The organism is Mesopusillimonas faecipullorum, assembly GCF_020539505.1.
Lineage (GTDB): Bacteria > Pseudomonadota > Gammaproteobacteria > Burkholderiales > Burkholderiaceae_B > Mesopusillimonas > Mesopusillimonas faecipullorum.
This window is the reverse complement of sequence record NZ_JACDXW010000001.1, coordinates 281667-299705: the sequence shown is the minus strand read 5'-3', so window position 1 is coordinate 299705 and position 18039 is coordinate 281667. Positions and strand designations below refer to the sequence as shown.

Here is an 18039-nt window from a genome sequence, read left to right as displayed (position 1 = left end):
AATGACATTCGCGCACAGTCTTCGTTAAGGAAGTCTGGCCATTGTAACGGTGCGGTAATGAAGCCTTCAGCGCGATGGCTTCTTGCGCCGCCTCAGCTTCAGCTCGCTGCTGATGACCCCCAGTACGATGAGAGCGCCTCCGAACAGGGCCACACCCGGCAGGCGGTCGCCCGCGATGCGGCCTATGATGCCGGCCCATATGGGCTCGCTGGCGTATATCAAGGTTGCACGAGTGGGCGAAACGTCTTTTTGTGCCCAGTTCATGGTCAGTTGTATTAGGCAGCTGGCGGCACCTAGCCCCACTGCGGCTGATAGCCACACCCAAGAAAATGCAGGAATGTTTTCTCCGGCCAGCGGCATCAGCAACCAGGCCAATATGCCGGCTACCAACAGCTGTAAAGTCGTGACGCGGCGTAGGTTGACCTTGCCGGCATAGTGGCCGATAAGAATGATTTCGGCAGCGACGGCCAGAGCACCCAGCAGCGTTGCCCACTCACCCAAACTCATATGCAGGCTTGCGCTTGTAGGGCCTGCCAGCAGAATCAAGCCGCAGAAAGCCAGTGCCACTCCCACCAGATTCATGAAGCTTGGCGGGCGTCGCCAGACCAGCCATTGCAGCAAAGGCACGGCAGGGACATACATGGCAGTGATAAAGGCAGATTGGCTGCTGCTGATGGTTTGCAAGCCATAAGTTTGTAAGCCGTAGCCGGCGAACAGAAAACTGCCTATCAACAGGCCAGCCCGCAAGTCTTGCCGGGTCATGCCTGCCAGGGCGCGGCGAAACAGCACGGCACTGATCAGGCCTGCTGTTAAAAAGCGTAAGCCAACAAAAAATAGCGGGCCGCTGTGCTGCATGGCCAACTGTATGATCAGGAAGGTTGCCCCCCAGATCATCGTGATGCCTACCAGCGCCACCTCGTGCCGGTTTATCTTCAAGATAAGTGTTCCGTAGCCTTGGTTATGCGGGCTACATCATAAGCCAAGGGCTCCCGGGCGCGTGGGGCAAGGCGCACTGGTGAGCAAATAGAATTGCAGTACCATGCGTTAGGGCGTGCATATTGCTGCGCCCAAACGCATTCACTGATTCTATTAAGTTCACACCCATGAAGCTTTCCCAGCGTGCCCAGGCCGTCTCTACGTTTTATGCCATGGAGTTCGGCCAGCGCGCCGCGGCCCTTGAAGCCCAAGGTCATGACGTCATCCGCTTGAGTCTGGGAGAGCCCGATTTTGGTGCGCCACCTGCGGTGATACAGGCGGCGCATCAGTTGCTTGATACGCAAGCGCTGGCGTATACGGGCGCTTTGGGGTTACCGGCCTTGCGTGCAGCCATCGCGGGTTTTTATCGTGATGTTCACGGCGTATCGATTGATTCGTCGCGGGTCGTGGTGACGGCCGGTGCTTCGGCTGCGTTGTTGCTCATTACTGCCGCCTTGGTCGACCCCGGCGATGAAATACTGGTTGGAGACCCTTCCTACCCTTGCAACAGGCAATTTCTAAGCAGCTTTGGGGCCAATGTAAAACTGATTCCCACTGATGCGCGCACGCATTTTCAGCTGGATGCGGCTGCGGTTCGGGCGCATTGGAGCGACAAGACACGGGGCTTGATGATTGCCACCCCTTCCAACCCCACCGGCACTTCGGTGCCTGCAAGTGAGTTGCAAGCGATCTGTGCCTGGGCACAAGCGCACGACGCTTGGCGACTGGTCGATGAGATCTATCTGAACCTGGGGGATCACGATGAGCAGGGGCGGGCACCTGCTACGGTGTTGGCCTACGATACGCAAGCTATCGTGGTGAACAGTTTTTCCAAGTACTTTGGTATGACAGGCTGGCGGCTGGGCTGGTGTGTGGTGCCCGAAGCTATGGTGCCGGCGCTAGAGCGCTTGGCACAGAACTACTATATTTGCCCACCCACTTTGTCGCAACATGCCGCGCTGGCGTGCTTTACGTCGGAGTCGCTTGCCGTATGTGAGGCGCGTCGGGTCGAGTTGGCCGCGCGGCGTGACTTAGTGTTAAAGGGCTTGGCACGTATAGGTTTGCCGGTACCGGTGCCGCCTGATGGCGCGTTCTATGTGTATTTTGATGTCAGTGGTACAGGCATGAGGGCTTGGCAGTTTTGTGAACAAGCCCTAGAGAACGCACATGTGGCGCTTACACCGGGTAAAGATTTTGGGCCGTTAGGTGCCGATACTTATGTGCGCTTGTCTTATGCCTCGTCGGCACAGCAATTGCAGCTTGCTCTGCAACGTCTGGAAGCCTGGTTAGGCGGCCTCCAGACGAGCAGAGACTAAGGGGCTTTACTCCCTTACGAATTGGCCGAAATCGCTGGCGATGCTCATGTAGGTGTTGTACAGCATGCGCAGGTTTTCAGCGCCTATGCCGCCTTCCGCGTTCAAGTCCATTTCCAGCACACTCACGCCTTCATCGTTCAGATAGGCGCGAATCCACCGATAGCGCTGATTCCAGCTATTGATCTGGCGCAAGGGCACGGGCCTGTCGGTTTTGTATTCCGCTACGAACACCAGATCTTCACAATTGTCGGTGCCCATCGCGCACATCATATTGATGTATAAGGCATCGGCCCCTACTTGTGCTGGGTCGAGATGCAAGACCGGGGCGCCGCCTTCGGTGTCGATGGTGACGGATTGCCCTTCATCATCAGCAAGATTGACTAGGTTGTCTAGGTCGAAGCCGGTAAACAACTCGAGGGCGGCAGTGCTTGCGTACTCGTCGGCGTCGTAATCCTCTTCCGCCTCAAAAGCCAGTTCGTCATCGTCATCTTCGAAGATGCCCAGCCACTCCTGCAGTTCTTCAGCAGACATTTCCGTGCCATTCAGGCTTCCAACCTGATCAGCGAACACGAAGGTAGAGACAATATTGTCGCCATCGTTCTTGCCGACGTTCATCATCTCGGCAAGGCCGGCAGCATCGCGCACTTGCTCTTGCGCTTCGGCTGCAGCCTCAGCGGCAGGTAGCGACTCGTGAAGCATGCCGTACTGAGTCAGCATGCCCTCTACCATAGGCTTGGAAACCACTAGCTTTGCGTCTATGCGTTTGATGGCTTGAATGAACGCTTCGCGTAATGGGATGTCTTCAAAGGTCTCGGGCATCTGAAACTGCACGGTGGCGTTAAAGCTGCTTTCGCCCTTGTCGGTTTTCCAACTGATGGGCTGTAGGCTGATAACCGGCTGGCGAGCCAGCAGGCTGCGCAAGCTTTTTTCCACTACAGATTTGTATTGCTCAAGGTCGTCGGCATTCTCTTTGGCAAGGTCGCCCATGATCCGCTGCTGGGTTTCCAGCAATTGTTTGGATGCCAGGCCGTCCAACTGGTCAAACTTCACCACGGCAAGCCCGCTGCCTAGCGGGATGTCGTTGTAATGAATGTTGCCGGTTTCGTACGATGCCACTATCGAGAAAGTGTCAGTGTTTTCGCTGACTTTTGTCTTGTAAGAAAAGTCATCTATAGAAAGCTTGGTTTCCTCTTCGGGCATCAAGATTTCCAGGCGTTTCATCTTCAAGCTCGTGTCGCCCACGGCCATCCCGAATTTGCCCATCTCGGAAGCGGCATCCAGGGAAATGCCAGACCAGAGCATATTCATGCCGTCGTCGTCTGTGCTGCGCATGGCCAGTTTTTCGATCAGTGCTGCGCCCGTGAAGGCCTTTTTACGTACATCGAAGGTGCCATTCATCGTCATGCCGCTGAAATCCAGCGCCACGTCGTCTTGCGTGAATTGCAGCGGGGCAATACGCGAGGCGTGATAGACCGTGCCGCTGTAGCTGATGATGTCTTCGCTGGAAAGCGGGGTAACGCCTTTGAAAGCGTCAAACAGCTTCTTGAGTTCAGGCGTTTGCACTAACTGAGTGTGGGCAAAGGCTAAGCGCGGAACAAGAATGCCACGCGCCAAGGCGCTTTTTGGGAAGGGGCCGTGTTCGATATGGGTATCGAAGCTAATCTGCTTGGTCTTGGCATCGCCTGAAGCGAGTTCGTCTTCTTCGAGGGATAGGCTGTAGCGCGCCTGGCTAGAGAACCAGCCCCGGTCGTAGCTCACGGGGTCTATGCGTAGCTTGAACAGGGGGGATAAGCGTTGCAGTTCTTGGTTGGCGTCGACCACGTACCGCTGGTACTGTGCTTCTAGCGTTTTTCCTGTGTACCAACTTGCGCCTAGCCAGCCGGCGGCACCGACGACAATGACGCCGGTGGTGATTGCTGAAATTTTTTTCATGCTGTTTTATTCCGTAGAGGGACAAGAAGTATAACTAGGTAGAAACCCTTGCTTCTTTACCTGATTCCGCTACGGCGTAGTTTCTCCAGCGATGCACGGTTCAAACGCCGGGCTTCTTCTTCGGCATATTGCCTTTCACCGGGCTCGTAAGGGCCGTTGTACATGCATTGCTTGGGAGTGACGCGGCATTCGTTGTGACTTGCGTTGTGACTGGTCGAACCAGAGTCGCCGAAATTCAGAAGAGAGCACCCTGAAATGAGGATGCTGAGGGCAGCCGCCGCGCACAAGCGAGAGCAGCGCAGCGCTGACTTGGGTGTTGGGTAGAAATTTGCCATAGCCGGTTTTATAGCAAACTCCCAGAGTGACATCCAGAGTGCAACGCTAAAACAGTGTCAAGAATCCGCAGCAGCTTGTTTGGCGCTCGGGTGCATGATGACATCCATACGTTTACGACGCTGTGGAGGGAAAGAGCAATTGATGGACCTGCACACATAAACGTATGATTCACGCTTTTTGTAATAAATGAGAATCATTAATAATATTGCATTTTCGGCGTATTAATGAGCGGGCTTAATATCTATGTGGCGGTGCGGCGCAGGCCCTGGAAGAATTACCCGAGCGGCAACGTGAGACCTTCGTGCTGCATCGTTTTGATGGCTTGGTTTATGAAGAAATCGCCGCTCGCATGCACATTTCGCGTGCCTTGGTGAACAAGCTTATCTCGCAGGCAATGGCGTACTGCCGATTGCTTGTCAATTACCCGCAGGCCGAATACACGGTCACAGCCCAAAAGGATGCTGATCATGAGGCCTGATTCCCGTACGTTTGAGCTTTACGAGACGGCCTCAAGCTTGTTCATACGCAAACAGGCCGGGGAAGCGGTAGCCGTAGACAGTGTGACCGGCCAACAGGCGCGTGTGCCTAGTGCGCCTGATGTGGTGGGCAACTGGCGTACAGGTATTGCCATCGGGCAATGGCGTTTACACGCTGAGGGCACCTGATCAAGGCGATGACAGCGTCACCATTTTGGAGGCACTGGTGGTCCGTGGGGCTAGCGGGGGCTTGCCTGAGGCATATGCGGGCGGGCAAGTGGCCACGGGCCGTCGCGTAGGGGGGCTGGGCAATATGGGCTTTATGGACACCCCGTTCAACAGTACCGTCTGCACCAGCGAGATGATTGAAAACCAGCATACCGCGGCATACGCTTGCTGGGTGGTGCGATGTTCAATCAGGCGCGCATTACGCGTACGCCCACTGGCGAGAACGAGGGTAATGATGCGCCGGGTACGCCGCGCATGCAGTTGAATCTGGGTGGCGAATGGGATGTCAGAGCTTTGCCGGGTTTGACACTGTCGGCTCAAGTCGTGCACACCAGCAAACAGTATGTGGATACGGCCAACCTGCAAAGTATTCCTAACGGGACGCATTGGGATGTGGGTGCACGTTATCGCACTAAGGTGGGAGGCAAGTCAGCCATGTTCCGTCTTTACGTGCATAACGTGTTCGACAAAAGGGCATGGGTAGAGCTGTTATGGCTGGCTGCAGGTTTGCTTGCCTTACTCCCCATCCTTAACGCTCTCACTACCTCTCGTGGCTTCTGGAGCAGCCTTCAAGATAGAAGACCGCGTCAAGCTGTTAGGCCGTTTGGCTAAACCTAGGCGTACCGGCGGCTCAGTCGCCGCCAAACACTAAGCCGGCTTAGAAGGCTAGCTTGTTTGGTTCAGCCAAGCGGCTACGCCTTCCCCGGCCCAACGTCCCTGGGCCAAGCAGGCGGATAATAAATATCCACCAGTGGGCGCTTCCCAATCCAGCATCTCGCCCGCTAAAAATACGCCGGGCAGGGCCTTGAGCATCAGGTGCTCGTCCAGATCTTCGAAGCGCACGCCGCCCGCCGTACTGATGGCTTCGGCCAAAGGCCGAGTGGCATTCACTGTAATCGGTAAGGCCTTGATATAACGCGCCATGCGCACCGGGTCAGTGGCCGCTTGTGCCCCCATAACCTCCCAAAGCAAAGCCATTTTTACGCCGGAAATATTCAGTCGGGTTTTCAGATGGCTGGAAAGCGAACGGGCTCCACGCGGATATTGCACGCCGGCCAGCACTTGCTCTGGGCTGCGATCGGGCGCCAAGTCTAGCGTGAAGCTTGCGCTACCTTGAGCCTGAAGGGTTTCACGCAAGCTGCGTGAGAAGGCGTAAATCAAACTGCCTTCTACGCCGTGCTGACTGATAATAAGCTCGCCACGTCGCTCGTGCGTCTTGCCCTGCAAGTCGGTAAATCGTAAAGCCACGGTCTTTAAATGCGCCCCTGCATGGTGCTCACGTAGATGCTCGCTCCACGTTACATCGAAACCGCAGTTGGCACTTTGCAAGGGCGTAATATTTGCGCCCCTTGCTTGTAGCCAAGGCACCCAAGCGCCGTCTGAGCCCAGCTGCGGCCAACTGGCGCCGCCCAAGGCAAGCACCGTAGCCTGGGGCCGTGCTTCTACCGGGCCGTCCGGTGTTTCAAACGATAGGGCATAGGCCGCGTTCCAACCTGTCCAGCGATGACGCAACTGAAAGCGCACGCCCAGACCACGCAGGCGCTGCACCCAGGCGCGCAGCAAAGGCGCGGCTTTCATGCCTTCAGGAAACACTCGCCCTGAAGAGCCTTCAAAGGTTGTGATGCCCAGCGACTCGACCCAGGCGCGTAAAGCCGTGGGCGGAAAGTGATCGAGCATGGCTTGCAGCTGTGGCTGCGCAGGCCCGTAGCGCGTGCAGAACAGGCTGTAATCTTCGCTATGGGTGATGTTCAAGCCGCCTATACCGGCCCGAAGAAACTTGCGTGCAACCGAAGGCTTGGCTTCGTAAACGGTAACCGTGTGGCCGTTGCGCGCCAATACCTCGGCCGCCATCAGACCCGCCGGCCCGCCTCCGATAATGGCAACGGTAGAGTCGGGGTCAGAGGTCATGTCGTGAGTGAGTGTGCGCACTGCAGGATTATATCGTGGGCAGGCAGCAAGGCTGGGCTTGCGACCGGATCAAAAGAGGGCGAATTTTGGTTGGCGAATCCTATGCCCACCTACCCATCCTCATTGCAAACTGAAAAAACTACCGTGGGTCGAACTGCGCAAAGGCGCTTTCGATGTCGTCCTTCTTCATGCCGCTGGCTAAACAAAGAGTCAGCAATAAACGCGCTTTCTGGGGGGAGAGCCACCCAGCAGGAATCAGGCCCAGACGTTTAATAAGGTCGATCTCTGAACCGGGAAAGCCGTAGGTGTTCGTATACACCGGCCCGCCGGTCACCCGGGAGGCGAGCACAACGGGAAGGCTTTGGGTGAGTGCATGCAAGGCATCGAGCACTTGGCCGGGTACATGGCCCACACCCATGGCTTCAACGACCACGCCGCTATAGCCCAAGCTGGGTAAAGCGTTCAGCAAGGCCGGGTTTTCGTCCAGACAGGGTTTGGCAATGCAGACGGTCGGAAATGAGGAAGCCGCTAAGCGCAAGTTGGGGCGTGACTGAGGACGACGTAGTAGCCGGAGCCGACCTTCTAGAAAATAGCCTATGGGCCCGCCATTGGGTGACTGAAAAGAAGAGACCAAGCCTTTGTGCATTTTTTCAACGTTGGCTGCAGTGTGCAGTTCCTCGTTAAGCAGAACCAAGCAGCCCAGATCTCGAGTCTTAGGGTCGGCAGCTGCACTGATGGCGTTATGCAAATTGCTGGGACCGTCCGCGCTTAAGGCATGAGCACCGCGCATGGCGCCCGTGACAATGACAGGCGCATGACCTTGATAAAGCAAGTCGATCAGAAAGCTGGTTTCGTCAATGGTGTCGGTGCCTTGCACCATCACAATACCTGCAATGCCATCCGCGTCATCTTGGGCAAACCCTTGGGCCAGCTCAGCGATTTCAGTTAGCGTAATCGAGGCGCCCGGCTTCAGAAAAGGCGTAACGACATCGAGACTCGCAATCTCTTTAAGCGACGGGATTTGCGCCAGTAAAGCTTCGCCGCTGAGTGTAGGCGTGATGCCTGCTTGCGCACTCGGTGCCATGGTGATGGTGCCGCCCAGAACAACAACTTTAACGCGTGGCAATGACATGAATGGACTCCTGGTAAGTAAGTGCAGGGAACAAAGCGCCTCAGAACGTTGGGGGGGTGTTGATCCACACAATACGGGTGACACAGTCGCCGGGATTACGGTAGCTGTGAGGCAGATCGGAATGAAAGAAAAACGAATCTCCGGCCTCAACTAAATATTTCTTGCCGTTCACCACGATCTCCAGCGTGCCTTCCAGCACATAGCCGACTTCCTCACCCTCGTGCTCTAGCGTGCCATCGTTGTAGCCGCCGGGCTGAACGATGTGGATATGACCTTGGAGCAGATTACCTGGCAAGGCAGGGATCAAACGCTCAAGCGTAATGCCTATGCCGTTGTGCATCTGGTCGGTAGCTAGCACAGGCCGCTCGTTTGCACGCAGTACCACGGTATCGCGGTCTTCCGCAGAGGCGAACAAGAGCGCAATGTTGGTGCCCAAGGCCCGACAGATTTTGTGCAGCATGGGGATGGACGGATTGGCTTTGCGGTTCTCAACTTTGGAGAGCAGGCTGGTCGAACAGTCAACCAAGGCGGCCAGCTGTTGCAGCGTCAGCCCACGTGAGATTCGGGCATGCCTGATCCGTGAACCCACCAAAGTTTCCGAGAGCGCCATCTCGTCATCAAAGTCCTCTTTGGAGCGCGGAGCAGAACCCGTCATGGAGGATCTCCTTGTGTAGCAATTGGAAAGATCATAAGTATAAACACCAAGTTTCAATAAATTCAAACTAGTTGAATATACGGAAATTATGTTTATTAAAAGACAAATTGATTGAATTTGCATCAGGAGAAACGCGAATGCCCGGAGACTGGACGGCCCCTATGCGGGCCCCGTATAGCGCCATAGTGGATCGCCCGAAGTTAGTGCTTCCCCATGGCAAAAAGATGGCGGTTTGGGTGATTGTCAACGTAGAGCATTGGCACCACGACAATGCCATGCCGCGTGCCGTTTTACCGCCTCCTATGGGGCAAGCGCTCTTGCCCGACATCCCTAATTGGGCATGGCATGAATACGGCATGCGCGTGGGCTTCTGGCGATTTGTCGAGGTGCTTAAACGTCATCACATTACGCCTACCTTGGCGATTAACGGTTCTGTTTGCACGGCTTACCCCCGCATCGCCCAAGCGGCGCACGAGTTGAATTGGGAATTCATGGGCCATGGTTTCCTCCAAGGCCCCATGCACAAGGTGCCAGACCAGAAGCAAGCCATACACGACACCATTGAAGCGATACGCCAAGTCACGGGCAAACCCCCGCGCGGTTGGGAAAGCCCCGGGCTGACCGAAACCGCCGTTACCTTAGATTTGCTGGCGCAGGCCGGTATTGAATACGTGGCTGACTGGGTGCTGGACGATCAACCTGTGCATCTTAAAACTGAGCACGGGCCCATTACTTCAGTGCCTTATACGGTTGAACTGAACGACGTGGTCTTAAGCGCGGTTCAACTGCATACGTCTGACGAGCTGCTCAAGCGCGGCAAGCTGCAGTTCGACCAGCTATATGCCGAAAGCACCGACTCGGCACGGGTGATGGCGATCAGCATTCACCCCTACTTAACGGGCGTGCCGCACCGCATTGGCGCGCTGGATGCGCTGTGTCAGTACATCGCCGAGCACGAAGATGTTGCCTTTTATACCGGCGAGCAAATTCACGACTGGTATCAGACACAGCCCAAACCCGATTTCTGAATCTGTTGCGGCATCAGATCATCGATTGCCGCAAGAGTGCTTACTTAGACTTCACGCCGCTGGCGCTCAGGAGATAGCTTGCATGGAAAACAAACTGATCAATGAAGTGTTGGATCGTAAGGAAGCGCATTACAAGCCCTATGGCTGGCATCACTGGCCTGATTACCCTTGGATGTCCTACCAGTTTCGTCGTGCATTGGGTGAAACACAAGAGGGCGGAGGAGCCATCAGCGAGATATTCCAAGCTGGGGCGCGAATTGATCCGTCTGATTCCGAGTCTTGGTATCGCGAATGGCTACATATTGCAGACCGCAACCATAAACGCGGGGATGCAGAAGACAGTAAAGGTCACCTAGTCACCGCACAGAATTGCTGGCTGCGAGCCGTGGATTACTACCGTGAAGCCGAGTTCTGGTTGGAGGGTGAAGATCCACGCCGACTGCAGGTGTTCGACAAGCTAGAAGCATGCACTGAAAAATGGGGGCAGTATTTGAGCCCCAAGCTGGAGAAAGTGCAGGTGCCTTACTTGGATGGCAAATTCCTTTATGCCTACTTCCTGCGTTCACCCGTGAACCCTGCTGCGCAACAGCCGGTGCTGATGTGCTTTGGTGGTTTGGATTCGTTCAAGGACGAAATGTGGTTCATGGTGGCCCACGGCGCCATTCAGCGCGGAATGTCTGTGCTAATGGTGGATGGCCCGGGACAGGGTGGCACCATACGCCGTCACAAAATTGTGAACCGCCATGACTACGAAGTGCCTGTGGGTAAATGCATCGATTACCTGGAAACGCGTGCCGATGTCGACACCTCGCGTATTGCGATGAGTGGCTCGAGCCTGGGAGGCTACTACGCGGCACGTGCGGCCTCATTCGAGCATCGTTTGGCCGCCGTCGTTTCGCATGGCGCTATCTGGAGTGTGAACGAACTCTGGGGTTCCGCAGACGACAACCATGGCTTGGCCGGCCATATCCGCTGGGTATTCGGCGCCAAGTCTATGAAGGAAGCCTTCGAGAAAGGCAAAGACTTTGTGCTGGAGGGTGTCATTGACAAGATCCAGTGCCCCTACTTGATTCTGCACGGCGGGTATGACGTGCTGGGCGTTGACCAAGCCAAGAAGGTTTACGACTACGCCAAAAAGCATGGGGTGGACGTCACCTTGGACTTGGTCGGTGAAGAGGAAACCGGCGCCGAGCATTGCCAGCACGACAACCCCACTTTAGGCCAAGAGCGAATCAATGATTGGCTAACCGACGTGTTGGGGATAGATCAACGCGCTTTGCTCAAAGGCTGAGCACTGCACACACTTTCCCCCGAGCGTCTCGGGGGCGTTCACGCCCAGTACGGCGACCAAGGAGCTTAGGCATGAAACACAACGCACGATTTCGTCCGAAGGTAGGCCAAGCAGTTTTGGCCCTGTCCGTGGCAGCACTCGCGTGCTCAGCTGCGTATGCGGCCAACCCCGTCATGAAAATCGGTCATGTCGCCCCCAAAGGCGACCCACGCGATCTAGCCGCTAATCACGTTGCACAAATATTAAGAGAGTCCAAGAGCTGCCCCATGGATGCGCAAGTTTTTGCGGCAGGGCAACTGGGAGCCACGACCGACCTTATCGAGGGCATGCAGATAGGGTCTATCGAGGCCGTGATCTTGCCTGGGTCTTTTCTGGTGGGCTTTCAACCTTTGATGGGAATCTTCGACTTCCCCTTCTTGTGGCCGGACGACCAGGAGGAATTGTTGGCGGTACATGATTCGCCTGCGGTGCGCACCTTGCTCGACACCACCAATAAGCAAGGTATTTATTCGGTAAAGGTTTGGCATACCGGATACAAGCAGTGGACGGCTAACGAGCCCCTGCGCTCCACCGACGATTTTCGCGGCAAACGCGCTCGCGTCATGCCATCGGCAGTGCTGATCGAACAGCAAAAGGCCTTGGGCTTAACGCCGGTGGACATGCCTTTTCCTGAAACCTATAACGCCCTGCAAAGTGGTGCCATTGCCGCTCAAGAGAACCCGGTTTCCACCAGTTATCTGATGGCGCTACATGAAGTGCAAAAAGCGCTGACCATGACTAACCACGGTAACTTGGACCAGATTTTCATGGTCTCTAAAGCCTGGTTCGATGCTTTGCCAGAGGACTGCCGCAAGGCACTGACCGAGGCGGTGGATACCGGTGCGAAAACGGTGGTGGACGAAACGAATAAGTCTGAAGCCAAGGCCATGGAGGCGATGAAAGCTGCAGGCGTGGAAATTGTAGAGCTGACACCCGAGCAGCGCGCCGCCTTGCAAGAAGCCACTTTGCCCAAGGTACGCGCATTTTTCATCAAACAGAATGGAGATGCCGGGCGTGAGATTCTGGAAAGCATAGAAGCCGAAATCAACAAGGAATAAGCGCCATGAAAGCACTGGACAGTCTTCTTCGCGGTTTTGATGCCTTAGTCAAGGTGATGGCGGGGGTGTCGTTACTAGTTATCACCGTCGTATTGTTCATCAATGCGGTGGCACGGTACTTCGCTGATTTCGTGGTGATAGGCGGCGAAGAGCTGTCCAGGTATTTGATGGTGTGGGTGACTTTTCTTGGCTCTTACCTGCTGGTCAGGGTGCAGCGCCACATCACGGTAGATATTTTCTCAAGAGTGATTTCTAAGGGGGCGCTGCGTATCGTCAATATGCTGTGCGCCACTGTCGGCGCCATTACCTTGGGCTATATCGCCTGGCTAGGGTGGGAGCTGGCCAGCTTCATCTGGGAAACCGGACAGATGAGCAGCAGCTTGCCCATACGACGTGCATGGATCTATATGGCGATACCGGTGGGATGTGGCTTGATGGCCATTGCTTATGTGTTTGAACTGCTGGTTGCGATCTTCGGAGGCACGCTGCCGCGCGCGGGTGACTACGGTTTACCTGACGACCTCGCGACGGCTGAAAGCATCGATGTCAACGCTAAACCCGTCATTTCGAACTTCTAAGAGCCAACCATGCCAACCACCATACTCGTTGCTGTCGCTTTCTTTTTAGTTCTTGTTTCTTTCCCCATTTTCCTGGCTATTCTCACTGGCACAGTGTTGTCCTTTGAGTGGCTGGGCCCGCCCATGCCCTCACGAGTGTTGCCACAAAGATTAGCCGAAGGTATCAACGTTTTCGCGCTGCTTTCTGTGCCGCTGTTTATCTTTGCCGCCGACATAGTGGGACGCGGCCAGATAGGCGCCAAGCTGGTTGCCTTGATGGAAGGGCTGGTTGGTCATTTGCGCGGTGGCTTGGCCATTGCAACGGTGCTGGCCTGCGCCCTGTTTGGCGCCATTTCGGGTATTGGGGCAGCGGCTGTCGTCAGTATCGGCCCCATCGTTTACCCCGCGTTGCTTAAGCAAGGTTACGGCCGTGGTTTTGCGGTGGGCTTGATTCTCTCGGCGTCTACCTTGGCCATGGTCATTCCGCCGGGGGTGGCCATGATCCTGTATTCCGTACAAACGTCTACTTCGGTGTCCAGAGTCTTTCTTGGCGGTTTGGCGGCAGGTGGATGGTTTGTGCTGTTTCTCAGTCTGTATTGCTGGTGGTATGCCGTGCGCCACAAGGTGGAAACTTCTGCGCGCATAGGTTGGAAGCAGAACCTGGTACGCGCAAAAGAGGCGATTTGGGCGGTGGGCTTGCCTGTGGTGATTTTTGGCGGCATTTATAGCGGCGTGTTTACGCCCACCGAAGCGGCGGCTGCGGCCTGCGTTTACGCCGCAATCGTCGAGACGCTGGTTTACCGACAGCTTTCAGTCAAAGATCTTTTCAAGCTTTCTCAGACGTCCTCCATCATGATTGCGACCTTGATGATTGTGATCTCGGTAGGGAGTCTGATGACTTGGTTCATGACGCTGGAGCGTGTGCCGGTCGCTATTACCAATCTGCTTAACGACGTGCCGCCTGCCGCAGTGCTTGCTGTCATCAACGCGATGTTCTTGATTGCCGGCATGTTCATAGATCCGAACTCAGCCGTCATCATTATGGCCCCGTTGATCTCCCCGGCTGCCACCGCTATTGGCATTGACCCTGTTCATTTGGGCACGGTGCTGGTGTTCAACCTGGCGATAGGCATGGTGACACCGCCTTTTGGTCTGAATATTTTTATTGGTATTACTACCTTCCGTCTCCCTTATCTGGAGGTGGTCAAAGCGTCGGTTCCATTCCTCATTTTGTCTTTGCTGACGCTGATGCTGATTACGTACTTGCCCAGTCTGCTGCTTTGGCTGCCCAACCTGGTGCATGGTTAGACGATTAACCCTTTTCCCTGTGTTCAGGAGTTTCCAATGAATCTAGGTGTAGATGTCGTTCGTCCCGCAGTGATTGCCATTGATTTGCACCGTGGCCATCTTGATCCTGAAGTCGCCACCATGCCGCTTTCGGCAGAACGCTCAAAGGCGGTCATTGAAACCAACCGAGTGTTCTTCGAAAAATGCCGCGCCGCCGGCATACCGGTTATTCATTTGCTGACCTTGTACCGCAGTGTTGAAGAAATTCGCACCAACCCGTTTTGGCGTACCCGTGCAGAGGACCCCACCGCGACACGCAAGAACGTGCTCAAACATAATTTATGGGGCTCGCCCGGTACCGAAGTGATCACTGAGCTGCTGGATGAGCGTGATTGGGTGGTAAACACCAAGCGGCGCTATGACTGCTTTATTGGCAGCGACCTTGAGTTCACGCTAAAAAACAATGGCATCAATACGCTGTTGCTGACAGGGGTCAATACCAACTCTTGCGTGTTGGCAACCACAGTTGCCGCGTGCGTGCGCGACTTTGCCGCTATTCTTATCGAGGAGTGTGTTGACACCATAGACGGCCCCAAAGCCCACGAGGCGGCTTTGACGTGCGTACGTGCCGCCTTCGGCTGGGTCATGTCCGGCGATGAAGCGCTGGCAGCGGTACGTAGCTAGGTGAAGTGCCCATGACAGTGCCACATTGGAAGATGATTATCGGCGGCAAAGAGGTTGATGTCGCCGGCACCGAGCCTATCGCTATCGAGAACCCCGCCAATGGTCGCGTCATTGCGAGCGTGCCGGCGGGGGGGGCGGCGCATATCAATGCCGCGGTCAACGCTGCGAGCGAAGCGCAACGCGAGTGGGGGGCACGTGAACCCATAGCGCGCGCCGTGGTGCTCGAAAAATTCGCACGCTTGCTGCGTGAACGCTTGTCCGAATTCATAGATCGTGAAGTCGAACAGATAGGTCGCCCCCTGCGTGAGATGCGTGCGCAAGTCTCGCGTTTACCTGAGTGGTACGAATATTTTGCAGCAGTTGCTCGTACGCATGAGGGGCGCGTGCACCCCTTTGGCGGCCCTTACGTCAACTACACGCGGCGCCAGCCTTTAGGTGTGGTGGGGGTGATCACGCCGTGGAATCATCCCATGTTGATTCTGACTAAAAAACTCGCGCCCGCACTGGCGGCGGGAAATGCGGTCGTGGCCAAACCCAGCGAATTAGCACCCATTACGCCCATTATGCTGGCCGAAGTATTGCGCGAGGCCGGTTTGCCTGATGGGGTTTACAACGTGGTAACGGGTGACGGTGCCACTGCTGGCAAGGAGCTCTCCGAACATCCTGGCATCGCCAAAATCGACGTGACCGGTGGTACGGAAACCGGCCGACATATTGGCGCGGCGGCAGGGCGTAATCTGGCGGGCTTTGCGGCCGAGCTAGGGGGTAAAGCCTCGGTGCTGGTGTTTGAGGACGTGGATATTGATAGGGCGGTCAATGGCGTGCTGTTTGCTTCGTTCATCGCCGCGGGCCAGACCTGCGTGCAAGGAGCCCGCCTCTTGGTTCACGAATCCATTCTGGATCAGGTGCTGAGTCGTCTGCTTACGCGCACGAAAGCCCTGCGGTTGGGAGACCCGACTGATCTGGCCACCGAGATAGGGCCGTTGGTGTCTAAGCGGCAGTTGGATCGCGTTATGAAATACGTAGATATTGGCCAGTCCGAAGGGGCGACGCTGGCAGCGGGTGGGCAGCGCCCCGGTGGTGCGCTGGCTGACGGCTACTATTTGCAACCTACCGTGTTCACCGACGTGAAGCCGGGGATGCGCATAGAGCAAGAAGAGATCTTTGGCCCAGTGGTGTGTGTCATGCCGTTCAAGGACGAAGCACACGCTATTGAACTTGCCAATGCTACCAACTTCGGGCTGGCCGGCAGCGTCTGGACGCGCGACATCGCGCGGGGACACCGGGTGGCTCAGGCATTGGAGATGGGCATTGTTTGGGTCAACGACCACCACCGAATCGATCCCTCTTCACCCTGGGGTGGGTTTAAGGAAAGCGGTATTGGCAAAGAAAACGGCATTGTGACCTATGAGGCCTATACGCGAACACAAAGCGTAGTGGTGAACGTTTCGGATGAGTCGTTTGACTGGTTTGACGACAACAAAACGGTAGAAAAAAGATATAGCTGATGACGGGCTATTTTCGTTTTTGCAAGTCACTTCACGACGAAGCTGCAGGCGGAGTCGCGACAAAACCCTATAAGGCAACGCCATGAATCAGAGCCTCAACGCTACGGTAGCTTGCTCATGCAGCTCGTGCAACGCTTTTCGAGCCATAGATATCCATGCCCATTATTATTCCCAAGAATATATAGACGTCGTTAAACGGCACGGCCCAGCAGACGGTGCAGAATGGGTGGATCTGAATGGCACTCAGGCACTGCGCGCCGGTCCTTTGTTTACTGGTCCTATCGCAAATAAGTTCATTGATCTAGATCTGCGTTTGGCTGACATGGAGCAGTCGGGCGTGACGCAGCAAATACTTTCGCTGACCCAGCCCATGGTGTATTGGGCGCAAGCCGGCTTGGCTGACCGCTTGAGCCAGGTGTTCAATGACTCACTTGCGCAAGCGCATGAAAAAGCGCCTACCCAGCTATTTGGTTTTGCAACGCTGCCCATGCAGTTTCCCGACCTGGCCATCGCCGAAGCCAAGCGCGTTGCAAAAATTTCGGGCATAAAAGGCGTGTACTTGGGTACGGCCATTAACGACACCCAGCTTTCAGCCCCTCTGTTCTGGCCCGTTTATCAGGTGTTGGAAGAACTAGGCCTGCCGATTTTTCTGCATCCGCTAAAAGTGGTGGGCATGCAAGACAGACTCAGCCAATATTTTCTGGCGAATCTGCTGGGCAACCCCTTTGATACCGCCATTGCGGCAGCGCATTTGGTGTTTTCAGGCGTCATGGATGCGTTTCCAAATTTGCAGGTAGCGCTGCCTCATGGGGGCGGCGCATTACCCTTTTTGCTGGGGCGCATTGCGCATGGCTGGTCTGTCCGCCCCGAATGCGCATCGCTGAAACGCAACCCACGCGAATACGCCACACGTTTCTACTACGACACCATTACCCACGACCCGGCAGCCTTGGCTTTCTTAATTCAGCAAGTGGGGGCAGAGCGGGTGATGCTGGGCAGCGACTACTGCTTTGATATGGGCGTAACATCGCCACGCACGCCCATCGAGACCCTGGAGTCATTAAGCGGTGGACAGAAAGACATGATCCTGAGCGGGAATGCCAACCGTCTGTTGAAGCTTGAGGTTAGTTGAGGTTGCGCATCGCCGTTTCCGACAATTGTTGGAAAGCCTCTCGCAGTTCTTCCGGTACGTCTTTCAGCCTGGCCTGCTCGGCATCCATGATGAGTTGGGTCAGGCGTTTACCTTCTTCCTGACCGGCAGGTGTTAGTTCCAACAGCCAAGCGCGTTGGTCTACGGGGTGTGGCTGGCGATCAAGCAAACCCTGGGCTTTGAGCTTATCTAACAAGCGCATCAGGCTAGAGGTTTCCACCCCACAGCGGGCGGCCAATTCTTTTTGCATGATGGGCCCGCCGCCATATAAATGCAGCAAAGGCACCCAGGAAACGTCGGTATAACCTTCGCGCGCCATCAGTTGTACGTCGGAACGTCGCCAGCGGCGTGCCAACTGCATAAGCTGGTAGCTGAACGAAGTGAGCAGATGACAGGGTGACGGCGTCATAATCGTAATGCTGCAATTTAGTTGAAATTCAAACTATATTGTATAGGCTCTCGTCCTCCGTGCTTTCTGT

Annotated in this window: 18 protein-coding genes; 12 read left to right on the top strand and 6 right to left on the bottom strand. The window is 55.6% G+C overall.

Annotated elements, in window-relative coordinates; genetic code table 11:
• Nucleotides 1–66 precede the first annotated feature (66 nt).
• Nucleotides 67–939, bottom strand: coding sequence for a DMT family transporter (locus tag H0484_RS01415; protein WP_315859898.1), 873 nt, complete (start codon nucleotides 937–939; stop codon nucleotides 67–69).
• 164 nt (nucleotides 940–1103) lie between these two features.
• On the opposite strand from H0484_RS01415, the gene H0484_RS01410 reads away from it, so the two are divergent.
• Nucleotides 1104–2291, top strand: coding sequence for a pyridoxal phosphate-dependent aminotransferase (locus tag H0484_RS01410; protein ID WP_226952649.1), 1188 nt, complete (start codon nucleotides 1104–1106; stop codon nucleotides 2289–2291).
• Between the two features lie 6 nt (nucleotides 2292–2297).
• Here the strand turns inward: H0484_RS01410 and H0484_RS01405 are convergent, their stop codons facing one another.
• Nucleotides 2298–4223, bottom strand: a complete 1926-nt coding sequence (locus H0484_RS01405) for a DUF945 family protein (protein ID WP_226952648.1) — start codon at nucleotides 4221–4223, stop codon at nucleotides 2298–2300.
• A gap of 601 nt (nucleotides 4224–4824) precedes the next feature.
• Here H0484_RS01405 and H0484_RS01395 point away from each other — a divergent pair.
• The 3 genes from H0484_RS01395 to H0484_RS01385 all read left to right on the top strand — a co-directional run bounded on the left by H0484_RS01395 (nucleotide 4825) and on the right by H0484_RS01385 (nucleotide 5875).
• Nucleotides 4825–5037, top strand: a complete 213-nt coding sequence (locus tag H0484_RS01395) for a sigma factor-like helix-turn-helix DNA-binding protein (protein ID WP_226953006.1) — start codon at nucleotides 4825–4827, stop codon at nucleotides 5035–5037.
• A complete protein-coding gene (locus H0484_RS01390; RefSeq protein WP_226952646.1) occupies nucleotides 5027–5224 on the top strand; it encodes a hypothetical protein in 198 nt (65 codons plus the stop codon). Before H0484_RS01395 ends, H0484_RS01390 begins: the two co-directional genes overlap by 11 nt.
• Nucleotides 5225–5443: 219 nt before the next feature.
• Nucleotides 5444–5875 (top strand): TonB-dependent receptor domain-containing protein, encoded by a 432-nt coding sequence (locus H0484_RS01385; RefSeq protein WP_226952645.1) that lies wholly within the window; start codon nucleotides 5444–5446, stop codon nucleotides 5873–5875.
• A gap of 54 nt (nucleotides 5876–5929) precedes the next feature.
• Here H0484_RS01385 and H0484_RS01380 read toward each other — a convergent pair whose 3' ends face one another.
• The 3 genes from H0484_RS01380 to H0484_RS01370 all read right to left on the bottom strand — a co-directional run bounded on the left by H0484_RS01380 (nucleotide 5930) and on the right by H0484_RS01370 (nucleotide 8958).
• Complete coding sequence (locus H0484_RS01380; RefSeq protein ID WP_226952644.1) at nucleotides 5930–7171, bottom strand: TIGR03862 family flavoprotein; 1242 nt, start codon at nucleotides 7169–7171, stop codon at nucleotides 5930–5932.
• Nucleotides 7172–7310: 139 nt separating this feature from the next.
• Complete coding sequence (locus H0484_RS01375) at nucleotides 7311–8303, bottom strand: asparaginase (protein WP_226952643.1); 993 nt, start codon at nucleotides 8301–8303, stop codon at nucleotides 7311–7313.
• 40 nt (nucleotides 8304–8343) lie between these two features.
• A complete protein-coding gene (locus H0484_RS01370; protein ID WP_226952642.1) occupies nucleotides 8344–8958 on the bottom strand; it encodes a cupin domain-containing protein in 615 nt (204 codons plus the stop codon).
• A gap of 137 nt (nucleotides 8959–9095) precedes the next feature.
• Here H0484_RS01370 and H0484_RS01365 point away from each other — a divergent pair, with 137 nt between their 5' ends.
• From H0484_RS01365 to H0484_RS01330, 8 genes are all read left to right on the top strand, one after another.
• The gene (locus H0484_RS01365) at nucleotides 9096–9986 is read left to right on the top strand and encodes a polysaccharide deacetylase family protein (protein ID WP_226952641.1); all 891 of its coding nucleotides are present in this window, start codon (nucleotides 9096–9098) and stop codon (nucleotides 9984–9986) included.
• Nucleotides 9987–10068: 82 nt separating this feature from the next.
• Entirely contained in the window at nucleotides 10069–11277 is a 1209-nt protein-coding gene (locus H0484_RS01360; RefSeq protein WP_226952640.1) for an alpha/beta hydrolase family protein, read from the top strand.
• Nucleotides 11278–11348: 71 nt separating this feature from the next.
• Nucleotides 11349–12374: a TRAP transporter substrate-binding protein gene (locus H0484_RS01355; protein ID WP_226952639.1), complete on the top strand. Its 1026-nt coding sequence runs from the start codon at nucleotides 11349–11351 to the stop codon at nucleotides 12372–12374.
• A 5-nt stretch (nucleotides 12375–12379) separates the two neighbouring features.
• Nucleotides 12380–12952: a TRAP transporter small permease gene (locus H0484_RS01350; protein WP_226952638.1), complete on the top strand. Its 573-nt coding sequence runs from the start codon at nucleotides 12380–12382 to the stop codon at nucleotides 12950–12952.
• Between the two features lie 9 nt (nucleotides 12953–12961).
• Complete coding sequence (locus H0484_RS01345) at nucleotides 12962–14239, top strand: TRAP transporter large permease (RefSeq protein ID WP_226952637.1); 1278 nt, start codon at nucleotides 12962–12964, stop codon at nucleotides 14237–14239.
• A gap of 36 nt (nucleotides 14240–14275) precedes the next feature.
• Entirely contained in the window at nucleotides 14276–14902 is a 627-nt protein-coding gene (locus tag H0484_RS01340; RefSeq protein WP_226952636.1) for a cysteine hydrolase family protein, read from the top strand.
• An 11-nt stretch (nucleotides 14903–14913) separates the two neighbouring features.
• Nucleotides 14914–16410, top strand: coding sequence for an aldehyde dehydrogenase (locus H0484_RS01335; RefSeq protein WP_226952635.1), 1497 nt, complete (start codon nucleotides 14914–14916; stop codon nucleotides 16408–16410).
• Nucleotides 16411–16492: 82 nt separating this feature from the next.
• Entirely contained in the window at nucleotides 16493–17542 is a 1050-nt protein-coding gene (locus H0484_RS01330; RefSeq protein WP_226952634.1) for an amidohydrolase family protein, read from the top strand.
• On the opposite strand, the gene H0484_RS01325 is transcribed toward H0484_RS01330, so the two are convergent.
• Nucleotides 17535–17969, bottom strand: coding sequence for a MarR family winged helix-turn-helix transcriptional regulator (locus H0484_RS01325; protein WP_226952633.1), 435 nt, complete (start codon nucleotides 17967–17969; stop codon nucleotides 17535–17537). The genes H0484_RS01330 and H0484_RS01325 overlap by 8 nt on opposite strands.
• Between the last annotated feature and the right edge of the window lie 70 nt (nucleotides 17970–18039).

Bases quoted from the DNA above. Each gene is read 5' to 3' on its own strand.
- H0484_RS01410 (WP_226952649.1), top strand. From the start codon at position 1,104: ATGAAGCTTTCCCAGCGTGCCCAGGCCGTCTCTACGTTTTATGCCATG.
- H0484_RS01405 (WP_226952648.1), bottom strand. From the start codon at position 4,223: ATGAAAAAAATTTCAGCAATCACCACCGGCGTCATTGTCGTCGGTGCC.
- H0484_RS01390 (WP_226952646.1), top strand. From the start codon at position 5,027: ATGAGGCCTGATTCCCGTACGTTTGAGCTTTACGAGACGGCCTCAAGC.
- H0484_RS01385 (WP_226952645.1), top strand. From the start codon at position 5,444: ATGTTCAATCAGGCGCGCATTACGCGTACGCCCACTGGCGAGAACGAG.
- H0484_RS01380 (WP_226952644.1), bottom strand. From the start codon at position 7,171: ATGACCTCTGACCCCGACTCTACCGTTGCCATTATCGGAGGCGGGCCG.
- H0484_RS01375 (WP_226952643.1), bottom strand. From the start codon at position 8,303: ATGTCATTGCCACGCGTTAAAGTTGTTGTTCTGGGCGGCACCATCACC.
- H0484_RS01370 (WP_226952642.1), bottom strand. From the start codon at position 8,958: ATGACGGGTTCTGCTCCGCGCTCCAAAGAGGACTTTGATGACGAGATG.
- H0484_RS01365 (WP_226952641.1), top strand. From the start codon at position 9,096: ATGCCCGGAGACTGGACGGCCCCTATGCGGGCCCCGTATAGCGCCATA.
- H0484_RS01360 (WP_226952640.1), top strand. From the start codon at position 10,069: ATGGAAAACAAACTGATCAATGAAGTGTTGGATCGTAAGGAAGCGCAT.
- H0484_RS01355 (WP_226952639.1), top strand. From the start codon at position 11,349: ATGAAACACAACGCACGATTTCGTCCGAAGGTAGGCCAAGCAGTTTTG.
- H0484_RS01350 (WP_226952638.1), top strand. From the start codon at position 12,380: ATGAAAGCACTGGACAGTCTTCTTCGCGGTTTTGATGCCTTAGTCAAG.
- H0484_RS01345 (WP_226952637.1), top strand. From the start codon at position 12,962: ATGCCAACCACCATACTCGTTGCTGTCGCTTTCTTTTTAGTTCTTGTT.
- H0484_RS01340 (WP_226952636.1), top strand. From the start codon at position 14,276: ATGAATCTAGGTGTAGATGTCGTTCGTCCCGCAGTGATTGCCATTGAT.
- H0484_RS01335 (WP_226952635.1), top strand. From the start codon at position 14,914: ATGACAGTGCCACATTGGAAGATGATTATCGGCGGCAAAGAGGTTGAT.
- H0484_RS01330 (WP_226952634.1), top strand. From the start codon at position 16,493: ATGAATCAGAGCCTCAACGCTACGGTAGCTTGCTCATGCAGCTCGTGC.
- H0484_RS01325 (WP_226952633.1), bottom strand. From the start codon at position 17,969: ATGACGCCGTCACCCTGTCATCTGCTCACTTCGTTCAGCTACCAGCTT.